A 24116-nucleotide genomic window follows, 5' to 3' on the forward strand; every position below is an offset into this window, starting at 1 on the left:
TATAAATGAAAAAAGAAATCGCTATATTTTTTACAGCAGTTATGTTTTATACAAGAATCCCTTGTCCTAAAAATATAACTCACCATCCTGATTATTTAAACAAAGCCACACGTTATTTTCCTTTGATTGGATGGATAGTTGGTGCTATTTCTGGACTTGTATTTTATGGGTTTTCCCAAATGTTGCCTGTTTCTATATCGGTTATTTTAAGTATGATAACTGGTATTTTAATAACAGGAGCTTTTCATGAAGACGGTTTTGCTGATGTATGTGATGGTTTTGGTGGTGGTTGGACCAAAGAGAAAATATTGAAGATAATGAAAGATAGTGCTATTGGCGCATATGGTGCCATTGGAATACTGCTTTTATTGCTTTTAAAATATGTTGCGCTTGTAGAGGTGTTGACTTCTCAAACCAATTTAATTAATATCCTGTTTATTTTTATTACAGCTCATGCTATGAGTCGATGGGCTGCGGCTACGATTATCTTTACACACGACTATGTTCGGGAAGATGAATTAAGTAAAAGTAAACCTATTGCCAAAACTTTTACATGGAAAGAAGTAGTCGGTTCGGCATTTTGGGGTTTACTTCCTTTAGTGTATTGGGTGTCTATAAATTATAAGGTAGTTTTTATTCTTTTACCTGTATTTACTTTTAGAGGTCATTTAGCACGTTATTTTAAAAAGTGGATTGGTGGTTATACAGGCGATTGTTTAGGTGCTACGCAACAAGTATGTGAGGTGGTTTTTTATATTTCATTAGTAGTAATATGGAGGTTTATTTAGTTAGGCATACAGAAACCGTTTGTGAAAAAGGAATTTGTTATGGGCAAGCCGATGTAGTTTTACGAGAGCCTTATTTACAGGAGTTTGAAAAGATAAAACAACAACTTTCTTTACAGGAAAAGATTCCTGTATTTTCAAGTCCGTTAAAAAGATGTACTCTATTAGCTGATTTTCTTTCAAATAGTGATTTTCAAACAGATGCTCGTCTCATGGAAATGCATTTTGGAGATTGGGAACTACAACCTTGGGATACTATTCCTAAAGAACCACTTAATAAATGGATGCAGGATTTTGTTTCGGTGCAAGTGCCACATGGTGAATCTTTTGTTTTACTATACGAAAGAGTGCTTTCTTTTATAGAAGATCTAAAGAAAAAAAATATCAAAAAAAACCTTATTATTACCCATGCAGGAGTAATTCGAAGTTTTTTATGTTACCAACAAAAATTGCCTTTACAAGATGCTTTTCAAAATAAGTGTAACTTTGGGGAAGTTTTTAAAATAATATTGAAATAAAATGAATACAGATTCAAAAGAGTTTATGGCAGCCGTATATACAATTATCGCTTTTCATGTAATTGTTGCGGTTGTACTTTTGATTAGAAAAATGAGAAAAAAGAAGTAAAAAACAAATTTCTTTATTTTAATTAAAAAAATAGTGGTGTTTTTGATTTCTTATTTAGAAAATATTTAAAAAATAACTACATTTGCACGCGAATTTTGGTTGTCGCTGAGAGAAATCGAAGCAACATTAAAAGGGAATTAGGTGAAATACCTAAGCTGTACCCGCAACTGTAAGCTAATAAGCTTGTTATTATCTACATTACCACTGTTAGATAATTTAGAATTTAGAGTTTAGAACTTAGAAAGTTTTTTTACTTAAGCATTCTAAATTATAACGGGAAGGTCAATAACAAGACGCAAGCCAGGAGACCTGCCTTTATTCAATGAGTAACAAACTTTCGGGAAAAAAAGTTTGAGTATGGGTAAATTCTGTGCTTTTCTCCCTTTTATTAAAAATTATTTATTAACTAAAATGAACGCAACGTTTATGAAATGGAGTGCTTGTGCAGCATTCTTAACCACGTTTTCTTATGCACAAGAAATTGATACTTTACAAGTGACCAACTTAAAAGAAGTAGTTGTTTCTGATACAAAATTCGAACAAAAAAAAGAAAAATCAGGTAAAATTATCGACGTAATTACGGCTAAAGATTTAGAAGCAAGAAAAGGGCAATCTGTAGCACAAGTTTTAAATCAGGTTGCAGGATTAGAAATTAATGGCAGTAATAGTTCTCCAGGTAAAAATTTAGAATATTATGTTAGAGGAGGAAGAAGTCGTCAAGTTTTAATTGTAATTGATGGAAATCCGGTAAATGATGCCACTTCTATTGCTTCAATATATGATTTAAGGCTACTACCAGTAGAACAAATTGAAAAAATTGAAGTATTAAAAGGGTCTTCAAGTGTCTTATATGGCTCTGGAGCAGCTACAGGAGTAATCAATATTACTACAAAAAAAGCAAGTAAAAAAGGATTGAATGGTACAGCTTATTTTAATGTTGGTACACAAAACACAACAGAAAAAACTAACTTATATGGGCAAGAATTAAATCAAGGATTTGCTATAAACGCTAAAACGGGTAAATTTAATTTCAATACCGCGTTAAATAGTACAGAAGTGGATGGAATTAGTGAAGCAAAAGGTACTAATTTTGAAAGAGACCCTTTTTCTAGAATCAACTTAAATCAAAAAATTGGATTTAAAGCTTCCGATAAATTAAATATAGAATCTTTTGTGAATTATGATAAATTCAGTTCAAATTATGATACTGGTGCTTTTCAGGATTCTGAATTTAATACCTATACAGCTGAACAGGTTAGAATTGGTTTTAAACCACAATACAAATACAATAAAGGAGAAATTTATTTGAATACGGCATTTGCTAACTTGGAACGTTACTATGAATCTTTTAGTACTTGGACGATGTCTTTAGATGAAATTTATTATAAATCGAGAACGATTAATGCGGATTTAGTCAATAAATTAGATGTAGCAAAAGGCATACATGTAATTACAGGTATACAATCGCAATTTATGGATATGTACCAAACAGGTGCTTGGGGAGAAGTGGATAACAGAGCAACTAAATTTAATGTAATTGACCCTTATTTTACAGCTGTTTATAACAGTGATTTTGGTTTAAATGTAAATGCTGGAGCGCGTTTAAATATCCACAGTGAATATGGAAGTAATTTAGTTTATAATGTAAATCCATCGTTTTATTTAGAAGATTATAAAGTAAGAGTATTATCTTCTTTTAGCACCGCTTATATTACTCCTACATTATACCAATTGTATTCTGCTTATGGAAATTTGGATTTAAAACCAGAAGAAGACAAAACTGTTGAAATTGGTTTTGAGAAAGGATTTTTAGATAATAAATTAATTATTAACGCGGTTGGTTTTTACAGAGAAGAAGTAAATAAAATTGATTTTATTTCTTTAAACGTAGCACCTTGGGGGCAATATCAAAATATTGAAGATAAAATTAATGCAAAAGGAATCGAATCTAATATTACCTATTTGCCTTTTGAAAAAATAAAATTAACGGCAAACTATACTTTTACTCAGGTTGAAACCAATGTAAGTCAGTTGCAATTAATACCAAAACATAAAGTTAATGCGGGTTTTGATTATGCAGTAACTAATAAACTAACTTGGACAGCTCAATATCAGTATACAGATGATAAAATTGACTTATTTTATAATTCATCTACATTTTCAAACGATGAAGTTGTTTTAAATTCCTATCAAACAGTACATACTACAGTTTCATATAAATTAAATAAGCACATCTCTTTCTTTGGAAATGTTACCAATCTTTTTGATGTTGATTTTACCGAAAAATATGGATACTCTACTAGAGGTAGAAACTTTAAATTAGGATTTAACCTACAATTCTAATCAATTTGTTTTAAACTTAGTTAATGAAAAACGCTCCATTTGGAGCGTTTTTGTTTTTATTTAAGGTTTGGAATGGCATCTATATACATTTCTGTTCCAAATGGTCGTATTGATTTAACATCCTGAAAATGCTCAAATCGATATTCTGGTTCTGGAATTGAAAATCTACCATTCGTATCCACATAATTTAAAGCAGTTTGTAATAAAGGGTCACTAGTTTCTCCAAGAACACCTAAATTAGATAAATCTTCCACTTGGTTTACGTCAGGTTGTAATCCATTTACATAATCACTAAAATTGTTTTTATTGGCAATTTTTAAAACAATAGGTTGCATAGCATATCTGTGATTTGGATTCACGTTTACTTTTCTATAATCTGGTGAATCATACAAGGTAACTGAGCCTACATTTTTACCAGTAGTAGCATCTCCTATTTGTATTACATTAATATGAGGTTTTAAACCATTAATCACTAATTCACTGGCAGAAGCCGTTCTTTTAGATGTAAGTACATATAATTTATCCAATTGTAAGCTTTGTAGTCCTGCACCGTTTCCTAAAGTTGTGGTAAACCTGTTTAGCAAGTCTTCAGCGTCAAAAACAGCTTGTAATTTATAATTCCATTGTTGTTTTGCAAAAATATCATTATTAAATTGTCCCGTAATCATACTGGCAAGTCTTGTAGCGGTATTTACTGAACCACCTGAATTGTATCTTAAATCCAAGATAAGGTGTGTCACTCCTTCAGAAGCAAAATAAACAAAAGCATTGTTTAATTCGCTTTCATATTGTGAATAGAAACCATTATACATTAAATAGCCAATTTTTTTGGTGCCAATAGTAAATGTTTTTTTTAAATACACTGGATTTTCTGAAAAAGCAGTCTTTGTTAAAGCAACCGAATTTCCGTTTGGAGTAATATTGCCATTATCATAATCGGCTAAATTTAAGGTATAAGTATCATTAGATAGTGCATTTGGATTTAAAACACCATTGTTAGCGGTTAAAGGAATGCCATTAACAGCATAAAATAAATCGCCTCTTTGAATGTTTTTGGAAGCCGCATCTGAACCAGGTAATATGTATCTCACCCAACCAAAAAGCTCTGTAGAACTTCCATTTTTATATCGCAATTCATAATCCACACCATTGTTTTTTTGTGTGCCCGATAAAACTTGCTCTAGAGCAGTATAATCAGAAAATATTACACTAAAACGATCGGTTTGTCTATCCACTACTAAATGTTCAAATAAGGCTTCAGGAGGAGAATAAGCGTTTAAAAAATTTTGAAAAGCATCGTCAGAAGCAAATCTGTTGTCTGCTAAATCAGGTGAATCTTGTAGCCAATAATAATATTGGTTTAATCCTTTCCAAATAAATTCATTTACAGAGCGACTTTGAGGGAAATCATCAAAATCATCACTACAACTTAAAGGAGTTAGCAGTAGTAAAAAAAGTCCTGAAAACCATATTATTTTCTTTTTCATAGCGTGAAATATTTATCAAATAAAAATAAGGTTATTTTTTAATGTAACAAAATTAATTTACATTCGTCTATACTTTAAAACCAAGCTAATTAAGATGAAACAACAGGAGTTTTTAAATATTATATCTCCTTTTAAAGACAAAATTTTTAGAGTTGCCAAAAGATTATTAGTCAGTATTGAAGAAGCGGAAGATGCCACTCAAGAAGTTTTAGTAAGACTTTGGAATAAAAATGAAGGTCTGGAAAAGTATAATAGTGTAGAAGCACTGGCCATGACGATGACTAAAAATTATTGTTTGGATCAGTTAAAATCTAAAAGGGCATCAAATTTGCAACTAGTACATAGTAACTATGGTGATCATACACCAGGAGTGGATAAGCAAGTCGAGGATAGTGATAGTTGGAATTGGGTAGAAAAAATTATTAACGATTTACCAGAACAACAGAAAATGATTGTTCAAATGAGAGATATAGAAGAGTATGAGTTTAATGAAATAGCTTCTGTTTTAGATATGAATGAAACCGCTGTTCGCGTAGCGCTTTCAAGAGCAAGAAAAACAATTAGAGAAAAATTAGTAGCAAAACATAATTATGGAATTAAAATTAGTTGAAATACTAGTAGAAAAATATTTGGAGGGCACTTCAAGTATTGCTGAAGAAAAACAATTAAAGGCCTATTTTTCTTCAAACGAGGTAGCACCGCATTTGGTTCAGTACAAGCCATTGTTTAGCTATTTTAACAACCAAAAAGAAGAACAATTTACTAAAACACTACCATTACAAGCTAAAAGACAATCGTATGTAAAGTGGATAAGTGTAGCAGCGTCAGTTGTAGTTCTTTTAGGAACAGTACATTATTTTTATAACAATGATAATTCAGAGACTGAGTTAGGTACATACTCAAATCCTGAAAAAGCATTTGTTGAAACACAAAAAGCTTTAGAGATGCTTTCAGAAGAAGTAAATCATGGAGTAGAAAGTGTTGCCATTTTAAAAGAGTATGATAAAACGAAAAAAACAATTTTTAAATAAGAAAGAAATGAAAAATTTAATAACGAGCTTAGTCTTTATGGTGTTTACTTCTGTTGCATTTTCGCAATCTGTTTTCGATAAATACGAAGACAAAGACAATGTAACTACCGTAATTGTAAATAAAAAGATGTTTGAGCTAATGAGTAAAGTGAAAGTTGATGTTAAAGATCAAGAAGCGCAACAGTATTTAAATTTACTCAAAAAATTAGAGAATTTAAAAGTTTTTATGACTGGTGATGCCAAATTAGCTGGAGATATGAGAGGAACGGTTACGAGCTATTTGAAATCAAATCCATTGGAAGAGTTAATGCGAGTAAACGATGATGGAAAAAAAGTAAATATTTATGTAAAGTCTGGAGCATCAGAAAATATTGTAAAAGAACTTTTAATGTTTATTGAAGCTCCTGGTGATAAAGATAAACAAGCCATTGTATTGTCTTTAACTGGTAATTTTAATTTGGATGAAATTTCTGCTTTAACGGAAAAAATGAATTTGCCAGGAGGAAATGAATTGAAAAAAGCGTCTAAAAAATAAATTTTAGATACAATAATACACAACAGACAACAATCTATTTGGGTTTAGGTTGTTGTCTTAAAAAAATAAAATCATGAAATCATGTTTACTAGCCTTACTTTGTTTGTTTTTATTTAGTTGTAATAATGAACCAAGTTTGCAAAAATATTTTGTAGAAAATTCAGAGTCATCTGATTTTATAGCAATTGATTTAGGTTCTTCAGTTATAAATACTGAAAAAATGACTTTGTCGAAAGAGGATAAAGAAGCCTTACAATCATTTGAAAAGATGAATGTCATAGCATTTAAGAAAGATTCTTTAAATGATAAAAAGTATACAACAGAAAGTGAAAAAGTAAAATCGCTTTTAAAGTCAGATAAATATCAGGAATTAATGAGAATGGGATCTGGAAGTAATGGTGGAGCAGTTTATTTTGTAGGAGAAGAAGAAGATATTGACGAATTTGTGCTTTTTGCAAATGGAAAAGATACTGGATTTGCAGTGGTACGAATTTTAGGAAATAATATGAATCCTAATCATATAATGAATTTAATGAATCTTATGCGTGAAGCTGATGTTGATTTAGAGCAGCTTAAACCGTTGAAGGGTTTTGTGAAATAAGAAAAGTTTTTAAAATAAAAAAAGTCCTGAAAGGGACTTTTTTTATTTTAAAATTATTTTATTTAAAAGGTTTGAATGGCTAAAAGTGAATTTTAAAATAGCAAATATTCCTTGTTATGTTATTCCATAATTTTCTTCTCAAATTGTTCTTTTATCCTTTTTGGTTTGCAATACGCTTTAATTTAGACACGGATTGTAAATCTAAAGTTTCAGCCACCATATTGTCAATACAATGTTAATGACTGGCAATTTTGATCATTTCATTTATTACCAATTCAATGTCCTGTTTTGTTGTTCGCCAATTTACAAATGATGCTCTTATACCTGTCTTTCCGTTGTAAACAGTTGGTGTCATAAATACTTTTGCAGTGCTGTTTAGTTTTGTTAGAAAATCTGAAACTTCACTTTGTCTTTCTTGTCCGCTCAATGTAAAACACACATTGTTAAGTCTAACTGGGGCTAATAATTCAAAATGATTATTTGCTTCAATAAATTCCCCTAAAGTCTTAGCCATTTCAATAGAATTTTCAACAATATGTTCATACCCTTTTTTACCGTAAGCGACCAAAGAAAACCAAACTGGTAGGGCTCTTAATCTTCTAGAGTTTTCTGGTAAAAAATTCAAGTAATTAAAATTATCTAACGGATTTCCTAAATAGGGAGCATTAGAATTTTGGAATATTTCTGTTTGAAGAATTTTATGTTTTTCCTTAACAAGAAAAACTGCGTTTTCGTATGGCACATTAAGCCATTTATGGCAATCAATAGTAATACTGTCAGCATTTTCCCAACCTTCCAATACGTGTTTGTGAGTTGGTGAGCAAGCTGCAAAAGCACCAAAAGCACCATCAATATGCCACCAAAAATTAAACTCTCCTCTAAGTTTAGAAATGGCTTTAAAATCGTCAAAATCAACTGTATTAACTGTTCCAGCACTTGTAATTAAAAGAAAAGGTGTTCCATTTAATTTTTTAATTTTCACTTTTAAGTCTTCAATATCAATACTTTCTCTGTTTCCGTTTTCGACATTTACTTTTATAATATTGTTACTTCCAATACCTAACATTGATAAGCATTTTATAGCAGATGAGTGAGGAACGGCTGATAAAATATTTATTTTTTGAGTAATGCCTTCTTTTGCAAAATCTTTGCCTGCTTGTTTCCCAATCCATTGTCTTGCAACTGCAAGGCAAGTAAAGTTTGACATCGTTGCTCCTGTTACAAACCCACCTATAAAATCATTCGGCAGGTTGAATAAATCAAGAATTAACTTTATTGTTTCTATTTCAATAATTGCAGAAATATCACCTTGTCCTTTGGTTGCTTGTGTGTTTTGGTCATAAATAGAAGTTAGCCAATCGCCCATGATTGAAGCGGGTGTTGAGCCACCAGTAACAAAACCCCAATATCTTGGCCCTGTTGAGCCGATAATTGCTTTTTCAAATTTTTTATTGAAAAGTTTTAATGCTTCAAGTCCACCTATTCCTGTTTTGTTTAGAGTTTCGGTAATTTCTCCCTTGTGTTCTGACGAAGTTGGTCTTTCAGGGAGTTGGTTCAAAAAATCAAGCCCTTGAAGTCTTACTGTTTCAAGCAGCCTGTCTATTTTTTGTAAGTCGTCTTTTAATTGTTCGTTCATCTTTTAGAATGTCGCTGTTTTTTGTTTGTTGATAACGGTTTTTTACTTGAAAATTCAAGAGAATTTTCAGATTACAAAACCAAGATATTAAAATTGCGTGTATTTTTCGCATGAAATTAGAAGTAATAAATTTTATACGGTATTAGTAACAGTTAGTTTTTGTAATTCAGTTCGGTTTGTCTACTTGCTGGTGTTAAAATCAGATAATCGAACCTGTACATATAATCTTTAAGAGATTTACCTTCAATTTTGTGTTTCCAAGATGATTTTTCTATACTTTTCAAATCAATTATTGTGTATTTGTTGCTATTAAAATCTATTATAGGATTAAAAAGATCTTCATCTTCTTTGTCTATATTCTTACTAATTGTTCCATCATCATTTAGATATGCAGAAGGAAAAATTAAGAGATGAACAGATTTTCTTTTATTATAATTGGCAATTTCCATCATAAAATTTCCGATATCATATATATTATGAAGACTTTTCCCTTTAGAGGCATGAACACCTCCTATTTTTAAAAAAACTTTTGGAAGACTGTCTGTTAGCAAAGCAGCATTGTAATAATCGATGAAGTTTTCTTGCATTAAGTATAATCTCTTATGTATGCTTTCGTATAGATTATTATCTTCTCTTAATTTATAAACTTCAGAAGATTTTTTTAAATCAACTATTATTTTGTTGATTTCTTTATTACTCTGGTCTAATTTTTTTAAATAATGATTCACCTCTGATGAGTTTAATAGAGAAGTAAAAACTTTATATTTTTGGTTTTGCCTTCCTTTTTTAATTTCTGAGATTACAAATTCTTTAGCAATTAGATAATAAGGTTCTATTTTCTCTGATCTGTTTGATAATTCAAATAATCTATCCATGAGAAAAATGGGAGAAGTTAGATACTCTTGGTCTAATCCCCAAATTTTAAAATCATTTTTCAAAAAGGATTTTAGGAAAACTTCATCTTCTTTGCCATCAAAGAATGGAACTGGTACATCTCCAACCAAATTATTTATTTTGGTGTTAAAGGGATATAAGGATTTTTGATTTTGGATTAATCTGGAAATTTCATCAGCACTATTCGGACCTATTTCAGCAGCAAAATATTTAAAATTATTTGCGGTTAATGTAGGAACAATTGAATTGGTAAATTCTGAAATTTTAGCAGAAAAATGTTCTTCTCCTAAAATTACAAATTGAGCTTTTTCTATTTCTTTTTTTAAGAGGTCAAAACCAGCTCCACTAGCATTGTTTTCATTTATCTCAAAGTAAAAAGTATTTTCTTTAATTAAATCAATTTCTGTTTTCTCCTGTGAATATAGATTTGGTATTAAAATAATTTGTATGATTAATATAGATATGGTTTTTTTCATAATCGTTGTTAATGCTTTAAATATGATTCTGTTACAAGGCAATTTGGTGGAGTTTATGAGTAAGAATTAAGCCAATTTAAAATTACTATTTTTAGTTTTTTTTATTCAGTTATTAATTTTTCCATTTATTTCGTTCGAGTAAATCTGGTTTTCCTAAAGCTCAAATGATTAAACCATTTCTTGAAATTGTTGTTGTGTTTTTCGTTGTTATTTTATTGTCCTGTCAATTTGCCAAGTGTATAATAAAATGTTTCATAAGTTAAAGAAAATAGTTTTGGAAAGAATGATTTATACATTGTAGTTTTTGTTGGAGAGGGTTGGCAATTAATATTCAATTTCTCGGCTATTTTCATAGATCTCTTCATGTGTAGTGGGTCTGATACTATTAATGCTGAATTTAATCCTAATGAATCCATAATATGCTTAGATTCAATTATGTTTTCAATTGTATATTTTGATTTTTTTTCAATTATGATCGCGCTATTTGGTATGCCATGAATTAATAAGTATTCTTTAGCAATTTCACTATCAGCTTTTAGTTGATTTATACCGAAGCCACCCGTTAAGATAATTTTTTTTGTTATTTTTTTATTGTATAAATAAAGACTTTGATTGATTCGTTCTTTAAAAATAGGGGATAGTTTACCACTGTTAGTTCCTGCTCCTAAGACTATAGCAACATCGCTTTTTTTCTCAGAATAGTTAAATGAATAATTATAGATTACGAATCCATTAAAAATGAAGTAGCTCAATATTATGATAAATACGAACAATGTCATTCTTCTAAATTTTATAAATCGATTTTTTTTCATACAATGAAATGGAACTTCCCGTGGTTTATACTCCTCTAACAACATAGTGTTCACTTAATTTTTTGTAAAGTGCATCCGAAAGATTATACCAATCTGATGTACTTAAGTTTGCATATGGTTTTAACGAGAATAATTCCTGATCCGAAAATGATTTAAAATTAATTTCAGTATCATTACAAATTAGAGTAGGTAATTTTTCATGAATAACTTCTGCTAATTTTTTTTGACTTGAATCAATACCTAATTCATTAAAAACTTTCGTGCCAAATTCTAATTTAGAAAAAAATATTTCTTTTAGATTTTTATGTTTAATAGCCTCATTATAAATTAGATTCATTTCGTTTAATACTTTGGCATGTATAGTTTCTGAACCTGGTAATTTTGATGTACTTAATAAATCTTCTAGATTGTATTTTTTAGTTTCTTTATATTTTTTCGAGTAGTTTTCTAATAATAAATAAAATACAAATCCATATTCGTTGTTTTCGAGCATGAATTTTGCCCTTTCAGTTGTTGTTGAAAATTTAGTTTCCTGAAATGGGATTTGAATTACGTATTCATTTGGTAAATTTAGAACTAAAGAAGCAACCCTAGATGAAATTTCAAAAGCTTCAATTATATCTGTTATTTCAAGTAAATTAGCAGTTATGTGGACAGCAACATTATAAACGACCAATTCTTGATTATAAATTAATTTTAATAGTACATCATTTTCAAAAAATTTTGCATGAAATGGTCTTTCCGTTTCACTTATGCTTGATAAATATATTCTATGCCAATATATTTCTTCTGCTGTTGAATTTGTTTCTAATAGCGAAGCAATCGATATGGGTACACGAATCAACGGCTTTTCATCATGACTCCTGAAATGAACAAATGGGATTGGTTTACTTTCATTTGGTAAACCAAATTCATTAAATCTTAAACCAGTTGTTGTTGTCCATCTCCATCTGTTAGCTAGATTAGTTACAGGAAAATAATTGTATTCTTCAGAATAGTAATTTGAATAAAATAATTGGCTTTCTTCATTTTTATATTTAACAATTTCATGAAAATTCATGATATCTCCATTAACTCTGACGTTTAGAGCTTTTAAATAATTTAATATTTTCTTTTGTCCCCACAAAGTTCCGATATGGTCAGCATAATGTTTTATCTCATGAAAAAGTGTTTTAATATTTTCAACATTATTTGCTGCTAGAGGATTTTCCCTTATTGTAATTAAATCTTTTTGTGAAATATCTTCTAAAAAAATAAAAAAGTTTGAATGATCATAAGAAGCTATGCTTCTTTTTAATTTAGGGTATAATTTTTTGGCTGATTTCATTTTTTTTTCAAGCTTTCTGCTAATTAGTCTATACCCTCTAAAACTAGCGCCAATCTACCCAAATGTAGCTGTGTATAAAGAAGTTTATTATCGTGTTATATTCTCTCAAATATACCTTTTTCTTTTGGGTTTGCAATACACTTTGATTTAAAATTTTGTGTTTAACTACAATCAATAGTGCATAAGATATCGATAGTAATAGTAGTGGAGTAAGATCGAAACAAACGGCAACCGTTAAAGTGTTAGAAAACGCTATAAGGGTACCTTTTTCTTTATACTTTACCAAAGAACCAAGATGGTAAAATGTGTGGTGGTTCTGCTTTACAATTCAATGTTGATGCTACTATAAAAATCGAAAAGACGTAAGCGATTATGAAATAGTTATGTCTATTTTCGACAAACACTGAAGGTAATCTATTCCACAGGAAGAATTGAAATATAATTTCTATGAATAGGGTGGAAGAGCTATTTGAAGTGTATGATTTTGTAAGAAAGAAAAAAGGCAATAATTATCGACTAAATGTTGAGGGAATTTATAAAAAAAACGCCTAAAATTTTAATTTTAAAGGCGTTATAAAAATATAAGTGACCATGATCAGATTCGAACTGACACGTCTTGCGACACCACCCCCTCAAGATGGCGAGTCTACCAATTCCTCCACATGGCCAAAAACAAAAAAAGCTATCCTAATTGGGATAACTTTTTTAGTGACCTGGCTGGGGCTCGAACCCAGGACCCCATCATTAAAAGTGATGTGCTCTACCAACTGAGCTACCAAGTCGAATGCATTTTCGGAATAATTTAGTGACCTGGCTGGGGCTCGAACCCAGGACCCCATCATTAAAAGTGATGTGCTCTACCAACTGAGCTACCAAGTCATTTTGTTTCCTTGAATGCGGGTGCAAATATATTAACTTAAATTTATTTTCCAATGGTTTTTTCTTATAAATTTGTCTTTTTTTTAAATTTATTTTTTAACTACTTAATTTTAAAGGAATTATTAAATTATGAAAATAATTTTAGTTGGTTATATGGGTTCAGGGAAATCTACAATAGGAAAACAATTGTCTAAAATTGTAGGAATTCCCTTTTATGATTTAGATAAAATTATCGAAGAAAGTGAAAATGATACTATAAAAAATATATTCAAGAGTAAAGGAGAGATTTATTTTAGGAAAATTGAAAGTATTCTTTTTAAAAGTTTTGTTAATAATACTAATGATTTTGTTTTGGCTCTAGGTGGAGGTACACCATGTTATGGAACAAATTTTGAAGTGCTACAAAACGAAGCAGTGCACTCTTTTTATTTAAAAGGATCGGTAACTACCTTAACTGGGAGATTGTTTCAAGAGAGAGAAAATAGGCCACTTATTGCCACTCTTACTACCAATGAATTGGAAGATTATATCAGAAAGCACCTCTTTGATAGAAGTTATTATTACTTGAAGTCTAAATATGTAGTTACAATAGATGAAAAATCTATAGATGAGATAAACAATGAAATTGTAAAAGAATTAACTTAAGTAAGCATAACTATTATTTTCTTCAAAAACAACCTGAATATGTTCTTGTAAAGAAGTAGATAATGATAATCCTTTAAAATCTGCTTTTACGGGGTATTTTTTGTGGTTTCGGTCTACCAGTACTGCAGTTTTGAATTTACTTAATGGAACTTCTAAAAAATGTTTTACACCATAAATTAAAGTAGTTCCCGAATTTAAAACATCGTCAACAAGTACTAGTGCTTTATTTTGATAAGTTTCAGGAGTAATAGAAGTAATTATTTTTTCCTGAGGTTTTTGTTTGTTGATATTTACTTCACATAAAGTAACTTTTAAATCGGAGATTTTTTCCAATTCGGCGACTATTTTTTGAGCTAAAATGTATCCACTTTTCGTAATACCAGCAATAATAACTTCTTTTTCATCTACAAAAGTTTCAAAAATTTGGTAACTAATTCTTTTTATTTTATGTTCTATCTCTTGATGAGTTAAAATGATATTTTGCATGTTGTGTGTTATTTTTTTTCAAAGATAAAAAAGAGTTCTCTTCCTAGACGTGGTTTTATGGAATTATATGCTTTTTCTAATTTTTTTATGTAAAATGATTTTGAAAATAAAGAGTGGTATTCTTCAAAACTACCGCCAAAAGGAGGTCCTTCAGTTGTTAAAGGAAAATCAAATAATAGCCCGATAATTTTTCCTTTAGGTGCTAACAAAGCATGCATTTTTGTAGCATATTTTGTTCTTAATTTTGGTTCCAAAGCGCAGAAGAAAGTTTGTTCAATAATTAAATCATAAGAATCTGAATGCTCAAAAAAATCACCATGAATGATTTGATTTGAAATGGCTTTGTGTTTTGAATGAAGATTGTGTATAGGTTGGGAAGAGATATCAATGACAAACACATTTTTAAAACCATTGGCAATCAGATAGTCAAATTCATAGCCATTTCCAGCGCCAGGAATTAAAATTCTTATCTCCTTGTTTTCTATTTGATCGATATATTCTTTTAAAGGAGTGGTTATTTTTCCAGTATCCCAACCAGTATCTTGGTTTTTATATCGCTCTTCCCAATATTTTTTATTCAAAATCATCGTCAAAATCTATGTCGTTAGTATAATCATCAATGTCTCTTCTGTCTTTTTTAGTTGGTCTTCCTTCTCCTTTTGCTCTATAATATTCTTTGCTTAATTTAAGCATTTCTAAATGAGCAAATGCTTCTTCTGGAGTAGTGTCTTTTCTATAAACATCAACTAATTTTGCTCCTACACGACTTTGAGGAATGTCTAAAATTGTAAACTGATAATTAATTTGATCTTTTCTCAGTACAATTTTATCAGTAGGATACACTTCTCTAGAAGCTTTAGCTAGCTGTCCATTTACAGTAACATGTCCTTTTTTAATAGATTCTGCAGCCATATTACGTGTTTTGAAATACCTAGTGCACCATAAAAACTTATCTACTCTCATTTTAATCAAAAATCAATGTTAATTTTTATACAAAAATACAGGAAAATTGTATCTTGCGACTCAAATTTTATGAAAATGAAGAATATTTTAAAGATTAGTTTTATTGTATTAATGTGCATTGCGTCGGTTTCTTGTAAAAAAGACGATTCTACATCCACCAGTATTACTTTAAGAGATCGTCAAGTAGTATATGATGAAGATATTTTAGAAATAGAGGATTATTTAAACTCATACTATCTTGAAGTTGATGGTGATTTAAATGCTACTATTAAAGAGATTGATAATGGACAAACATCACTTTGGGACGATACTACATATCCTTTACAGTCTGTAACTGTAAAAAACGATGTTAGAAAAACTAATTATGTCAATGGAGGTTCTGCTGATGTTGTAGAGTATAAGATGTATTATATTGTTTTAAATGAAGGTGGTGGTGTAAGACCTACACAAGTAGATTCTGTTTTTACAGCATATAAAGGATGGGATTTAAAAAATAACGAAATTTTTGATCAAAACAATCAAGGAATTTGGTTTACATATCCACAAACAGGGCAATTTGATCCAGTTTCAATTTCTGGATTTAGACAAATTTTATACCAGATAAAAACGGAAGAATCTTCAAGTCTTAATGGAAATGGAACTATTACACATAATAATTATGGAAATATTATTGTTTTTATTCCTTCAGGATTGGCATATTTTAACACATCAATTGGTGGTGAAGCTTATAATCCAATTGCTTTTCAAATAAAATTATTTCAAAGAAAAGAGAATGATCAAGATAGAGATAGAGTAAAAAGTAATTATGAAGATTTAAATGGTGATAACGACTTTTATAATGATGATTCTGATGGGGATAATATTCCTAACTTTTTAGATGCAGATGATGATAATGATGGAATTATTACTAAAGTAGAAATTATTGAGACCAATGATGGAAATGGACATATAACCTATTATTCGTTTGGGAATATTCCTTTTTGTTCAGGAGGTTCTGTTAAGAAGCACTTAGATAATTCTTGTCAATAATAAAAAATAATTCATATAAATTAAAAGGCTCAATTTTAAATTGAGCCTTTTTTTTATGAAGAATATAAAAATGTTTTATTTTCTTTTTATTGCTTTTTCTGCAGCATTAATTATTGCTTCTGCATTTAAGCCGTATTTTTCCATTAGTTGTGCAGGTGTTCCACTTTCTCCAAAACTGTCGTTTACAGCTACAAATTCTTGAGGTGCAGGGTGGTTTGAAACTAATGTTCTAGAAACACTTTCTCCTAATCCGCCTAATATATTGTGTTCTTCCGCTGTTACAATACAACCCGTTTTAGCAACCGATTTTAAGATGGCTTCTTCATCCAATGGTTTTATGGTGTGAATGTTAATTACTTCAGCTGAAATACCTTTTTCTTCTAGTTTTTCAGCAGCAAGTAAAGCTTCCCAAACCAAATGTCCTGTTGCTACAATCGTTACATCAGAACCTTCGTTTAATAATATGGCTTTACCAATTACAAAAGATTCGTTTTCTGGTGTAAAGTTGGCCACACTTGGTCTTCCAAAACGTAAGTATACTGGTCCATGATGATCAGCAATAGCAATAGTAGCTGCTTTCGTTTGATTGTAATCACAAGGATTAATTACCACCATACCAGGAAGCATTTTCATTAAACCGATATCTTCTAAGATTTGATGTGTTGCTCCATCTTCACCTAAAGTTAAACCCGCATGAGAAGCACAAATTTTTACATTTTTATCAGAATAGGCAATCGATTGACGAATTTGGTCATACACCCTTCCTGTAGAAAAATTGGCAAATGTACCTGTAAAAGGAATTTTTCCTCCTATGGTTAAACCTGCTGCAATTCCCATCATATTTGCTTCAGCGATTCCTACTTGAAAGAAACGTTCTGGATGATTTTTTTTAAAATCGTCCATTTTTAGAGAACCGATTAAATCTGCACAAAGTGCAACTACGTTTTCATTTTTTTGTCCTAATTCGGTTAGTCCTGCACCAAAACCTGAACGAGTATCTTTATTTCCTGTATTTGTATATTTTTTCATTTTTAATTTTACTGTATGTTGTATGCTTTATGTTGTATGTTACAATTGCTTACGCTATAATGCTTACTGGTATTAATAATCACCTAAAGTTGCTGGGTTTTGAGCTAAAGCATTTGCTAATTGTTCATCATTAGGAGCTTTACCGTGCCAAGCGTGAGTGTGCATCATAAAATCAACTCCGTTACCCATTTCAGTATGTAGTAAAACACATACAGGTTTTCCTTTGCCTGTTTTTGATTTTGCATTAGTCATACCTGCTATAATAGCATCGATGTTATTTCCTTCTTTAATTTCAAGTACATCCCATCCGAAAGCTTCAAATTTTGCTTTTAAACTCCCCATGTTTAAAACTTCATCAGTTGTTCCGTCTATTTGTTTTCCGTTAAGATCTACTGTAGCTATTAAATTGTCAACATTCTTGGCAGATGCATACATAATTGCTTCCCAATTTTGACCTTCTTGTAATTCGCCATCTCCTAAAAGAGTATAAACTAAATTTAAATCTTTGTTTAGTTTTTTTGCTTGTGCAGCGCCTAATGCCACACTTAGTCCTTGTCCTAGAGATCCTGATGCCATTCTAATTCCTGGCAATCCTTCATGAGTGGTTGGGTGGCCTTGTAATCTTGAGTTTAATAATCTAAAGGTAGCTAATTCACTAACAGGGAAATAACCACTTCTAGCTAAAACACTATAAAAAACCGGTGAAATATGTCCGTTAGAAAGGAAAAAAACATCTTCGTTCGTACCATTCATATCAAAACCTTCTTTACGATTCATAAGGTGTTGATAAAGCGTTACAAAAAATTCTGTACAGCCTAAGGATCCTCCTGGATGCCCAGAATTTACAGCATGTACCATTCTTAAAATGTCTCTTCTTACTTGAACTGTTAATTCTTGTAGTTGTTGTGTGTTTGGTTTCATTTTTAATGTTAAAATTTAAAAGCACAAATATAAGTAGATTATTATTATTAATTTCAAGAGAATAGTGAGGACTTTTGAAAAGTTATTTACAATAGAAAACTACTTATATTGTTGTAAAATAGAGAGATAGTTTTTTTTAGCGAATTATTTTATTCTTAATACGGCATATTTTAGAATACAAAATAATGCTCTAAATCCATCTTTCCATGAAATTTTTTTGCCTTCTTGATAGGTTCTACCATAATAAGAAATTCCTACTTCATAAATTCTTATTTTTGGAATTCGGGCTATTTTGGCAGTTATTTCAGGTTCAAAACCAAATCTTTTTTCTTTTAAAGAGATGTCTTTTATAATTTGGGTTCTAAATATTTTATAGCAGGTTTCCATGTCTGTTAAATTCAAATTGGTAAACATATTGGAAACAAAGGTTAAAAATTTATTGCCAATGGTATGCCAAAAAAATAAAATACGATGAGGCTTACCTCCTACAAATCGAGAACCGTAAACTACATCTGCAAAGCCATCTACAATGGGTTTTAGCAAGATATTATATTCTTTAGGGTCATATTCTAAATCGGCATCTTGTATAATTATGTAATTTCCTGTAGCATGTTTAATACCTGTATGCAAAGCCGATCCCTTACCTTGATTTGTTTTATGTGTATAATGATGAATAGTAAGGTCTAAATTTTGATCTTTGTAAGATTGAATGGCTTGATCGGTATTATCTGATGAACAGTCGTTTATAATTATAATTTCTTTCTCAATATTGTTAATTAAAACAACATCTTTTATCTTATCTAAAATAAGATGAATTGTTTGCTCTTCATTATAAGCAGGTATTATAATGGATAGTTTTTCCATTGTATTATTTGTCTATTTGGATTAAATATCTGTAATTTAGTACCTCTTTTCTTTTGCTCTCTAATAAGAAGTTGAGTTTTAATATCGTAATTCGATATTGTTTAAATGCTTTTTTTGATATAATTTTTAAATTCAACTTTTCAATATCCTTTAAATCTTCTTCATGAATGTATAACCATGTTTTTTTGTTATTCTTATGTAAATCTTCTTTTGTAACCACATTAGTAAAAGGATTTTGTAAATAAAAATTAAATAAATGAGAAGGTTTATTGTAAATAGCAACTTTTTCTAATGGGTGATTTTCTTTTAACCATTTGGCAGCCATGGCATCCGATTGAAAAGTGACTAATTTTGGATAAAAAATGAAAGACATAAAAAGGTTTAAAACGATGATTGGACTAATGCATTTTATAATTAGGTTTTCAAACTTATTTTTAAAGAAGAAAAGTAGTGTTACTTGTAATAGTACAAGAAAGATTACTATGACATAATTTTCTTTAAAAAATAAAATAGGATATATAATAAGAAGTAATAAAACTACATAACCTAAGCTTGTATTTACTATAATCCACTTTCCGATATTTTTTAAAGAAATTTTAGACCAATAATCGGCTACCAAAATAGCTGCAAAAGGAAATGTTACAAAAACATAATGTGGTAATTTGTATTTAGATAGTGATAAAAAGAAAAACAAACAAGTAAACCCAATGAAGCTAATTATTTCTGTACTTTCTTCTTTATTAAAAAATAGACTTTTAGTTTTATAATATAACGCAAAAAGAAGCATAAAAAACCAAGGAAAAAAATCCCAAAGGCTAGTTCCAATAAAAAAATGCCATGGCGTGTTGTTGTTCCAAACGCTTTCACCAGTTATTCTTCCAAAACTTTGTAGCCAATAATAAAAATACAATCCTTTTTGTCCTTTAATTCCATGGGTTATTTTTTCTGGTTGAAGGTCAAATTGATGGTATAATCCATACGACATCGGGAATAATACTAAAGCGACAATTAGTCCTACGAAAAGCCATTGAAATGAAAGGATTTGTTTCCATTGTTTCTTATAAATGAGATGTATTCCAATAGGAAATAAAATGGTAACAATACCTATAGGACCTTTGGCTAACATGGCTAAGCCAATAAAAATCGAAGCGAAAAGTAAGTTTTTAAATTTTCTATAGGTGAAGTATTCTGCAAAAAACCAACAACTAATAATAACACTTGAGGTTAATAGTGCATCTGTTCTTACATCGTTTGTCATTAAGAAATACGATTGAGTAGTGCCTAGAATTAAAACAGCATTTTTAGCTACTTTAGTGTCATAATAAAGGACACAAAAACGATACAATGCATATAATGAAAATAGTAAAAAAAGAAACGATGGTAATTTGTAAGCAATATTTGTAACTCCAAATAATGAAATACTCATGCTAGATAGCCAAAAAAGTAAAGGTGGTTTGTCTAAATAATCGGTTCCAAATTCTTTTACTTCTAGGTAAGAATTAGTTTTTGACATTTCTGCTGAAATACTAGCATATTGAGCAGCATCTACAGCCATAACATCCAAAAATAAATTGTGACTATAAATCGCTACTATGACTAGAAGGATGCATTTTTCAAATTTGGTAAACTGATTCAAAAAAGAAAACATAAAATACAATTGTTATCTTACAAAGAAACAAATAAAAAAGAATTGTATTTTATGTTTTGTAAATATTTACTCTAAAAGGGATGTATTATTTATTCTATTTTTATAGTTTTTGATCTTCAGATAACACACGAATTAATTTTTTATTGACAAATTCGTCTATGCCTAATGGGGACATTTCTCTACCATAACCAGATCTTTTTGTACCACCAAATGGAAGTTCAACAGATGATTTAGTTGGATGATTGATAAAAACCATACCAGAATTAATTTCATTTGCCATGATTTTAGCTTTCTCTAAATCTTTGGTAAAAATAGAACCACCCAAGCCAAAATCGGTATCGTTTGCCAAAGTAATCGCTTCTTCTTCATTTTTAACAATATAAAAACTAGCAACAGGTCCAAAAAGTTCTTCTTTGTAAATCTGCATTTTAGGGGTTATGTTGCTAATAATGGTAGGTTCTATAAATGCTCCTTTTAAAGCCGCCTTTTTGCCACCAGTTTCTATTTTAGCTCCTTCGGAAACTGCTTTGTTAATTTGTTCCAAAATGGTTTCTAAAGCATCTTCACTGGAAAGAGGACCGAGCTCAGTAGTTGTGTTTAATGGATCACCTAATTGTAGTGTTTTCATTTTAGCTTTAAATTTTGATAAAAATTCAGCGGCGATTTTTTCTACCACAATAAACCGTTTGGCTGCAATACAACTTTGCCCGTTGTTTACAGTTCTGCCTATAATTGCCAAAGCAACTGTTCTTTCAATATCGGCATCTTCTAAAACAATGAAGGGGTCGCTACCGCCAAGCTCTAGTACAGATTTTTTAATAAATTTTCCAGCCATCATTGCTAATTCTGAGCCTGCTTTTTCGCTACCTGTTAAGGATGCTCCTTGAATGCGTTTGTCTGCAATAAGTTTTGTTACTTTTGAACCTCTTACAAATAGATTAGTATACAAACCTTCAGGAGCTTTTGCTTCTTTAAAAATAGTTTCTATGGCTTTAGCACATTGAGGTACATTTGAAGCATGTTTTAATAAAATAGTATTACCAATCATAAGGTTTGGTGCAGCAAAGCGAGCTACTTGATAAAATGGAAAATTCCAAGGTTCTACACCAAGTAAAACACCTAGTGGGTTTTTTCTTATGAACGCTTCTCCTACGGTAACTTCTACAGGTTCATCTTTAAGAAAATCAACTCCATTTTTTGAATAATACTCAAAAATAGAAGCCGCATACTCTATTTCGCTTTCCGCTTGTTTAATTAGTTTTCCCATTTCTAAGGTAATCAACTTGGCTAATTCATTTTTTCGGGAACGCAAAATTTCGGCTACTCGACTTAAAATTAAAGCTCTTTCAGTAAGAGTTGTTTTTCTCCAAGAATAAAAAGTTTGATGGGCTTTCTCAATGGCATGATCTATTTGTTCATTGGTCATTTCGTCATACGATTTTAAAACTTCCAATGTAAATGGATTTATAGATTTTATAGACATCATATAGTTGGTTTTATTTTGTATCTGCTTGACTGTAATAATTGTTTTCTTCATCTTCGTTACCAATGGCTTCTTGTTGATCATCTAATGTAGCTCCAGGTACATCTAAGTCGGAACCTGTTATTGTAGTGTTTTCAATTGTTTTCGGAGTTTTTTTAGTTCTAGAAATGTCTTCAGGATCAATGTCTGTTTCCTTTTTATTTTGGGTGTAAATATCTTCCGATGCGGGATAGTTTATCTCTTTTAGATTAGACTTAATTTCAGCTTCTTTAGGGTTTTTTATATTTTTCATGATAGTACAATTTAGAAATAATTTATATACAAAGTTCCATTTATTTATTTTTTTATAAGTTACATATTTTAAATTAATTGTTCTATAATTATTAGGTCTTTTACCTATTTATCTGTTAAATAAAATAATAATTTATGAATCATCATTCTGAAAACAATTATATTTGCCCTGTAAAAATTTTATATGAAGTTTGAATTAGTAACGAAAGATCCAAAGAGTAAAGCAAGAGCTGGAAAAATAACAACAGACCATGGTACCATTGAAACACCGATCTTCATGCCTGTTGGAACTGTAGCTTCTGTGAAAGGAGTACATCAAAGAGAATTGAAAAACGATATCAATCCAGATATTATTTTAGGGAATACCTATCACTTATATTTAAGACCGCAAACAGATATTTTAGAAAAAGCGGGTGGTTTACATAAATTCATGAATTGGGATAGAAATATTCTTACCGATTCTGGTGGTTACCAAGTGTATTCACTTTCTTCGAACAGAAAAATAAAAGAAGAAGGTGTGAAGTTTAAATCACATATCGATGGTTCATACCATTTTTTTTCTCCAGAAAATGTAATGGAAATCCAACGTACTATTGGAGCAGACATTATCATGGCATTTGATGAATGTACTCCTTATCCTTGTGATTATCGTTATGCCAAACGTTCCATGCATATGACACATAGGTGGTTAGATAGATGTATTGCACATTTAGATAGATTACCTTATAAATATGGTTATGAACAAACCTTTTTTCCTATTGTTCAGGGAAGTACGTATAAAGATTTACGAGAACAATCGGCAGAGTATATTGCTAATGCTGGTGCACAAGGAAATGCTATTGGAGGATTGTCTGTAGGTGAGCCTGCTGAAGAAATGTATGCTATGACAGAAGTAGTAACTGCTATTTTACCAGAAGACAAACCTAGATATTTAATGGGAGTGGGAACACCAATTAATATTTTAGAAAACATAGCACTTGGAATAGATATGTTTGATTGTGTGATGCCAACCCGAAATGCTAGAAACGGAATGTTGTTTACTGCTAATGGTAGTATCAATATTAAAAATAAAAAATGGGAAGCCGATTTTTCACCCATTGATTCTATGGGACATACATGGGTAGATTTGGAATATTCAAAAGCTTATTTGAGACATTTATTTGCAGCCAACGAATTTTTAGGTAAGCAGATAGCAACTATTCACAATTTAGGATTCTATATGTGGTTAGTAAGAGAAGCTAGAAGACAAATCTTGGCAGGTACTTTTAGAGAATGGAAAGATAAGATGGTTATTCAAATGAGTCAACGATTATAAATCTTAGTT

General features: G+C 30.3%; 24 protein-coding genes, 3 tRNA genes and 1 riboswitch. Of the genes, 10 read left to right on the forward strand and 17 right to left on the reverse strand.

The window, feature by feature from the left end; all coding sequences use genetic code 11:
* The first annotated feature begins 5 nt into the window (after positions 1 to 5).
* The 3 genes from CX675_RS17440 to CX675_RS17450 all read left to right on the forward strand — a co-directional run bounded on the left by CX675_RS17440 (position 6) and on the right by CX675_RS17450 (position 3755).
* The gene (locus CX675_RS17440) at positions 6 to 788 is read left to right on the forward strand and encodes an adenosylcobinamide-GDP ribazoletransferase (protein ID WP_130736535.1); all 783 of its coding nucleotides are present in this window, start codon (positions 6 to 8) and stop codon (positions 786 to 788) included.
* On the forward strand, positions 773 to 1303 hold the full coding sequence (gene cobC / locus CX675_RS17445; protein WP_130736536.1) for an alpha-ribazole phosphatase: 531 nt from the start codon (positions 773 to 775) through the stop codon (positions 1301 to 1303). The genes CX675_RS17440 and cobC overlap by 16 nt, the downstream gene beginning before the upstream one ends.
* Positions 1304 to 1491: 188 nt before the next feature.
* A riboswitch (cobalamin riboswitch) is annotated at positions 1492 to 1744 on the forward strand.
* A 79-nt stretch (positions 1745 to 1823) separates the two neighbouring features.
* Positions 1824 to 3755: a TonB-dependent siderophore receptor gene (locus tag CX675_RS17450; RefSeq protein WP_240723683.1), complete on the forward strand. Its 1932-nt coding sequence runs from the start codon at positions 1824 to 1826 to the stop codon at positions 3753 to 3755.
* Between the two features lie 56 nt (positions 3756 to 3811).
* On the opposite strand, the gene CX675_RS17455 is transcribed toward CX675_RS17450, so the two are convergent.
* A complete protein-coding gene (locus CX675_RS17455) occupies positions 3812 to 5242 on the reverse strand; it encodes a S41 family peptidase (RefSeq protein ID WP_130736537.1) in 1431 nt (476 codons plus the stop codon).
* Between the two features lie 94 nt (positions 5243 to 5336).
* Here CX675_RS17455 and CX675_RS17460 point away from each other — a divergent pair, with 94 nt between their 5' ends.
* From CX675_RS17460 to CX675_RS17475, 4 genes are all read left to right on the forward strand, one after another.
* Complete coding sequence (locus tag CX675_RS17460) at positions 5337 to 5852, forward strand: RNA polymerase sigma factor (RefSeq protein WP_130736538.1); 516 nt, start codon at positions 5337 to 5339, stop codon at positions 5850 to 5852.
* Entirely contained in the window at positions 5833 to 6273 is a 441-nt protein-coding gene (locus tag CX675_RS17465; protein ID WP_130736539.1) for a hypothetical protein, read from the forward strand. Before CX675_RS17460 ends, CX675_RS17465 begins: the two co-directional genes overlap by 20 nt.
* Positions 6274 to 6280: 7 nt before the next feature.
* A complete protein-coding gene (locus tag CX675_RS17470; RefSeq protein ID WP_130736540.1) occupies positions 6281 to 6808 on the forward strand; it encodes a DUF4252 domain-containing protein in 528 nt (175 codons plus the stop codon).
* A 73-nt stretch (positions 6809 to 6881) separates the two neighbouring features.
* Positions 6882 to 7409: a DUF4252 domain-containing protein gene (locus CX675_RS17475; protein WP_130736541.1), complete on the forward strand. Its 528-nt coding sequence runs from the start codon at positions 6882 to 6884 to the stop codon at positions 7407 to 7409.
* Positions 7410 to 7644: 235 nt separating this feature from the next.
* On the opposite strand, the gene CX675_RS17480 is transcribed toward CX675_RS17475, so the two are convergent.
* The 7 genes from CX675_RS17480 to CX675_RS17510 form a co-directional block, all read right to left on the reverse strand.
* On the reverse strand, positions 7645 to 9045 hold the full coding sequence (locus tag CX675_RS17480; RefSeq protein ID WP_130736542.1) for a pyridoxal-dependent decarboxylase: 1401 nt from the start codon (positions 9043 to 9045) through the stop codon (positions 7645 to 7647).
* A 152-nt stretch (positions 9046 to 9197) separates the two neighbouring features.
* Positions 9198 to 10415, reverse strand: a complete 1218-nt coding sequence (locus CX675_RS17485; RefSeq protein ID WP_130736543.1) for a hypothetical protein — start codon at positions 10413 to 10415, stop codon at positions 9198 to 9200.
* Positions 10416 to 10627: 212 nt separating this feature from the next.
* Positions 10628 to 11194, reverse strand: coding sequence for a YdcF family protein (locus tag CX675_RS17490; protein WP_165396081.1), 567 nt, complete (start codon positions 11192 to 11194; stop codon positions 10628 to 10630).
* 58 nt (positions 11195 to 11252) lie between these two features.
* On the reverse strand, positions 11253 to 12554 hold the full coding sequence (locus tag CX675_RS17495; protein WP_130736545.1) for a hypothetical protein: 1302 nt from the start codon (positions 12552 to 12554) through the stop codon (positions 11253 to 11255).
* Positions 12555 to 13140: 586 nt separating this feature from the next.
* Positions 13141 to 13222, reverse strand: a tRNA-Leu gene (locus CX675_RS17500).
* Positions 13223 to 13263: 41 nt separating this feature from the next.
* Positions 13264 to 13336 (reverse strand) — tRNA-Lys (locus CX675_RS17505).
* Between the two features lie 24 nt (positions 13337 to 13360).
* A tRNA-Lys gene (locus CX675_RS17510) sits at positions 13361 to 13433 on the reverse strand.
* 129 nt (positions 13434 to 13562) lie between these two features.
* Between CX675_RS17510 and CX675_RS17515 the strand changes: the two genes are divergently transcribed.
* Positions 13563 to 14078, forward strand: a complete 516-nt coding sequence (locus CX675_RS17515) for a shikimate kinase (RefSeq protein ID WP_165396082.1) — start codon at positions 13563 to 13565, stop codon at positions 14076 to 14078.
* On the opposite strand, the gene CX675_RS17520 is transcribed toward CX675_RS17515, so the two are convergent.
* Genes CX675_RS17520 through CX675_RS17530 form a run of 3 tightly spaced genes read right to left on the reverse strand, consistent with a single transcriptional unit; the run spans position 14070 to position 15527 of the window.
* Positions 14070 to 14564 (reverse strand): phosphoribosyltransferase family protein, encoded by a 495-nt coding sequence (locus CX675_RS17520; RefSeq protein ID WP_130736547.1) that lies wholly within the window; start codon positions 14562 to 14564, stop codon positions 14070 to 14072. The genes CX675_RS17515 and CX675_RS17520 overlap by 9 nt on opposite strands.
* Before the next feature lie 8 nt (positions 14565 to 14572).
* Positions 14573 to 15151, reverse strand: coding sequence for a methyltransferase domain-containing protein (locus CX675_RS17525; protein WP_130736548.1), 579 nt, complete (start codon positions 15149 to 15151; stop codon positions 14573 to 14575).
* Positions 15138 to 15527 (reverse strand): RNA-binding S4 domain-containing protein, encoded by a 390-nt coding sequence (locus tag CX675_RS17530; RefSeq protein WP_130736549.1) that lies wholly within the window; start codon positions 15525 to 15527, stop codon positions 15138 to 15140. Before CX675_RS17530 ends, CX675_RS17525 begins: the two co-directional genes overlap by 14 nt.
* A gap of 75 nt (positions 15528 to 15602) precedes the next feature.
* On the opposite strand from CX675_RS17530, the gene CX675_RS17535 reads away from it, so the two are divergent.
* Positions 15603 to 16556 carry an FKBP-type peptidyl-prolyl cis-trans isomerase gene (locus tag CX675_RS17535; protein ID WP_130736550.1) on the forward strand — a complete coding sequence of 318 codons (954 nt, stop codon included), beginning with the start codon at positions 15603 to 15605 and terminating at the stop codon, positions 16554 to 16556.
* Between the two features lie 75 nt (positions 16557 to 16631).
* On the opposite strand, the gene CX675_RS17540 is transcribed toward CX675_RS17535, so the two are convergent.
* The 6 genes from CX675_RS17540 to CX675_RS17565 form a co-directional block, all read right to left on the reverse strand.
* The gene (locus CX675_RS17540) at positions 16632 to 17585 is read right to left on the reverse strand and encodes a transketolase family protein (RefSeq protein ID WP_130736551.1); all 954 of its coding nucleotides are present in this window, start codon (positions 17583 to 17585) and stop codon (positions 16632 to 16634) included.
* 72 nt (positions 17586 to 17657) lie between these two features.
* Complete coding sequence (locus tag CX675_RS17545) at positions 17658 to 18506, reverse strand: transketolase (RefSeq protein WP_130736552.1); 849 nt, start codon at positions 18504 to 18506, stop codon at positions 17658 to 17660.
* 144 nt (positions 18507 to 18650) lie between these two features.
* Positions 18651 to 19370, reverse strand: a complete 720-nt coding sequence (locus CX675_RS17550) for a glycosyltransferase family 2 protein (RefSeq protein ID WP_130736553.1) — start codon at positions 19368 to 19370, stop codon at positions 18651 to 18653.
* Between the two features lie 4 nt (positions 19371 to 19374).
* Positions 19375 to 21018: a glycosyltransferase family 39 protein gene (locus CX675_RS17555; protein WP_130736554.1), complete on the reverse strand. Its 1644-nt coding sequence runs from the start codon at positions 21016 to 21018 to the stop codon at positions 19375 to 19377.
* 100 nt (positions 21019 to 21118) lie between these two features.
* Entirely contained in the window at positions 21119 to 22504 is a 1386-nt protein-coding gene (locus tag CX675_RS17560; protein ID WP_370277855.1) for an NAD-dependent succinate-semialdehyde dehydrogenase, read from the reverse strand.
* A 10-nt stretch (positions 22505 to 22514) separates the two neighbouring features.
* The gene (locus CX675_RS17565; RefSeq protein ID WP_130736555.1) at positions 22515 to 22793 is read right to left on the reverse strand and encodes a hypothetical protein; all 279 of its coding nucleotides are present in this window, start codon (positions 22791 to 22793) and stop codon (positions 22515 to 22517) included.
* Between the two features lie 183 nt (positions 22794 to 22976).
* Between CX675_RS17565 and tgt the strand changes: the two genes are divergently transcribed.
* A complete protein-coding gene (tgt, locus tag CX675_RS17570) occupies positions 22977 to 24107 on the forward strand; it encodes a tRNA guanosine(34) transglycosylase Tgt (protein ID WP_130736556.1) in 1131 nt (376 codons plus the stop codon).
* Positions 24108 to 24116: the final 9 nt, after the last annotated feature.

Origin of the sequence: Flavobacterium sp. J27 (assembly GCF_004303025.1) — a bacterium.
Lineage (GTDB): Bacteria > Bacteroidota > Bacteroidia > Flavobacteriales > Flavobacteriaceae > Flavobacterium.

What these genes read in the sequence shown, in the direction of transcription:
- tgt (WP_130736556.1), top strand. Translation starts at nt 22,977, where the DNA reads ATGAAGTTTGAATTAGTAACGAAAGATCCAAAGAGTAAAGCAAGAGCT.
- CX675_RS17480 (WP_130736542.1), bottom strand. Translation starts at nt 9,045, where the DNA reads ATGAACGAACAATTAAAAGACGACTTACAAAAAATAGACAGGCTGCTT.
- CX675_RS17465 (WP_130736539.1), top strand. Translation starts at nt 5,833, where the DNA reads ATGGAATTAAAATTAGTTGAAATACTAGTAGAAAAATATTTGGAGGGC.
- CX675_RS17495 (WP_130736545.1), bottom strand. Translation starts at nt 12,554, where the DNA reads ATGAAATCAGCCAAAAAATTATACCCTAAATTAAAAAGAAGCATAGCT.
- CX675_RS17535 (WP_130736550.1), top strand. Translation starts at nt 15,603, where the DNA reads ATGAAGAATATTTTAAAGATTAGTTTTATTGTATTAATGTGCATTGCG.
- CX675_RS17550 (WP_130736553.1), bottom strand. Translation starts at nt 19,370, where the DNA reads ATGGAAAAACTATCCATTATAATACCTGCTTATAATGAAGAGCAAACA.
- CX675_RS17485 (WP_130736543.1), bottom strand. Translation starts at nt 10,415, where the DNA reads ATGAAAAAAACCATATCTATATTAATCATACAAATTATTTTAATACCA.
- CX675_RS17440 (WP_130736535.1), top strand. Translation starts at nt 6, where the DNA reads ATGAAAAAAGAAATCGCTATATTTTTTACAGCAGTTATGTTTTATACA.
- CX675_RS17520 (WP_130736547.1), bottom strand. Translation starts at nt 14,564, where the DNA reads ATGCAAAATATCATTTTAACTCATCAAGAGATAGAACATAAAATAAAA.
- CX675_RS17450 (WP_240723683.1), top strand. Translation starts at nt 1,824, where the DNA reads ATGAACGCAACGTTTATGAAATGGAGTGCTTGTGCAGCATTCTTAACC.
- CX675_RS17455 (WP_130736537.1), bottom strand. Translation starts at nt 5,242, where the DNA reads ATGAAAAAGAAAATAATATGGTTTTCAGGACTTTTTTTACTACTGCTA.
- CX675_RS17565 (WP_130736555.1), bottom strand. Translation starts at nt 22,793, where the DNA reads ATGAAAAATATAAAAAACCCTAAAGAAGCTGAAATTAAGTCTAATCTA.
- CX675_RS17460 (WP_130736538.1), top strand. Translation starts at nt 5,337, where the DNA reads ATGAAACAACAGGAGTTTTTAAATATTATATCTCCTTTTAAAGACAAA.
- CX675_RS17540 (WP_130736551.1), bottom strand. Translation starts at nt 17,585, where the DNA reads ATGAAAAAATATACAAATACAGGAAATAAAGATACTCGTTCAGGTTTT.
- cobC (WP_130736536.1), top strand. Translation starts at nt 773, where the DNA reads ATGGAGGTTTATTTAGTTAGGCATACAGAAACCGTTTGTGAAAAAGGA.
- CX675_RS17470 (WP_130736540.1), top strand. Translation starts at nt 6,281, where the DNA reads ATGAAAAATTTAATAACGAGCTTAGTCTTTATGGTGTTTACTTCTGTT.
- CX675_RS17545 (WP_130736552.1), bottom strand. Translation starts at nt 18,506, where the DNA reads ATGAAACCAAACACACAACAACTACAAGAATTAACAGTTCAAGTAAGA.
- CX675_RS17555 (WP_130736554.1), bottom strand. Translation starts at nt 21,018, where the DNA reads ATGTTTTCTTTTTTGAATCAGTTTACCAAATTTGAAAAATGCATCCTT.
- CX675_RS17530 (WP_130736549.1), bottom strand. Translation starts at nt 15,527, where the DNA reads ATGAGAGTAGATAAGTTTTTATGGTGCACTAGGTATTTCAAAACACGT.
- CX675_RS17525 (WP_130736548.1), bottom strand. Translation starts at nt 15,151, where the DNA reads ATGATTTTGAATAAAAAATATTGGGAAGAGCGATATAAAAACCAAGAT.
- CX675_RS17560 (WP_370277855.1), bottom strand. Translation starts at nt 22,504, where the DNA reads ATGATGTCTATAAAATCTATAAATCCATTTACATTGGAAGTTTTAAAA.
- CX675_RS17515 (WP_165396082.1), top strand. Translation starts at nt 13,563, where the DNA reads ATGAAAATAATTTTAGTTGGTTATATGGGTTCAGGGAAATCTACAATA.
- CX675_RS17475 (WP_130736541.1), top strand. Translation starts at nt 6,882, where the DNA reads ATGAAATCATGTTTACTAGCCTTACTTTGTTTGTTTTTATTTAGTTGT.
- CX675_RS17490 (WP_165396081.1), bottom strand. Translation starts at nt 11,194, where the DNA reads ATGACATTGTTCGTATTTATCATAATATTGAGCTACTTCATTTTTAAT.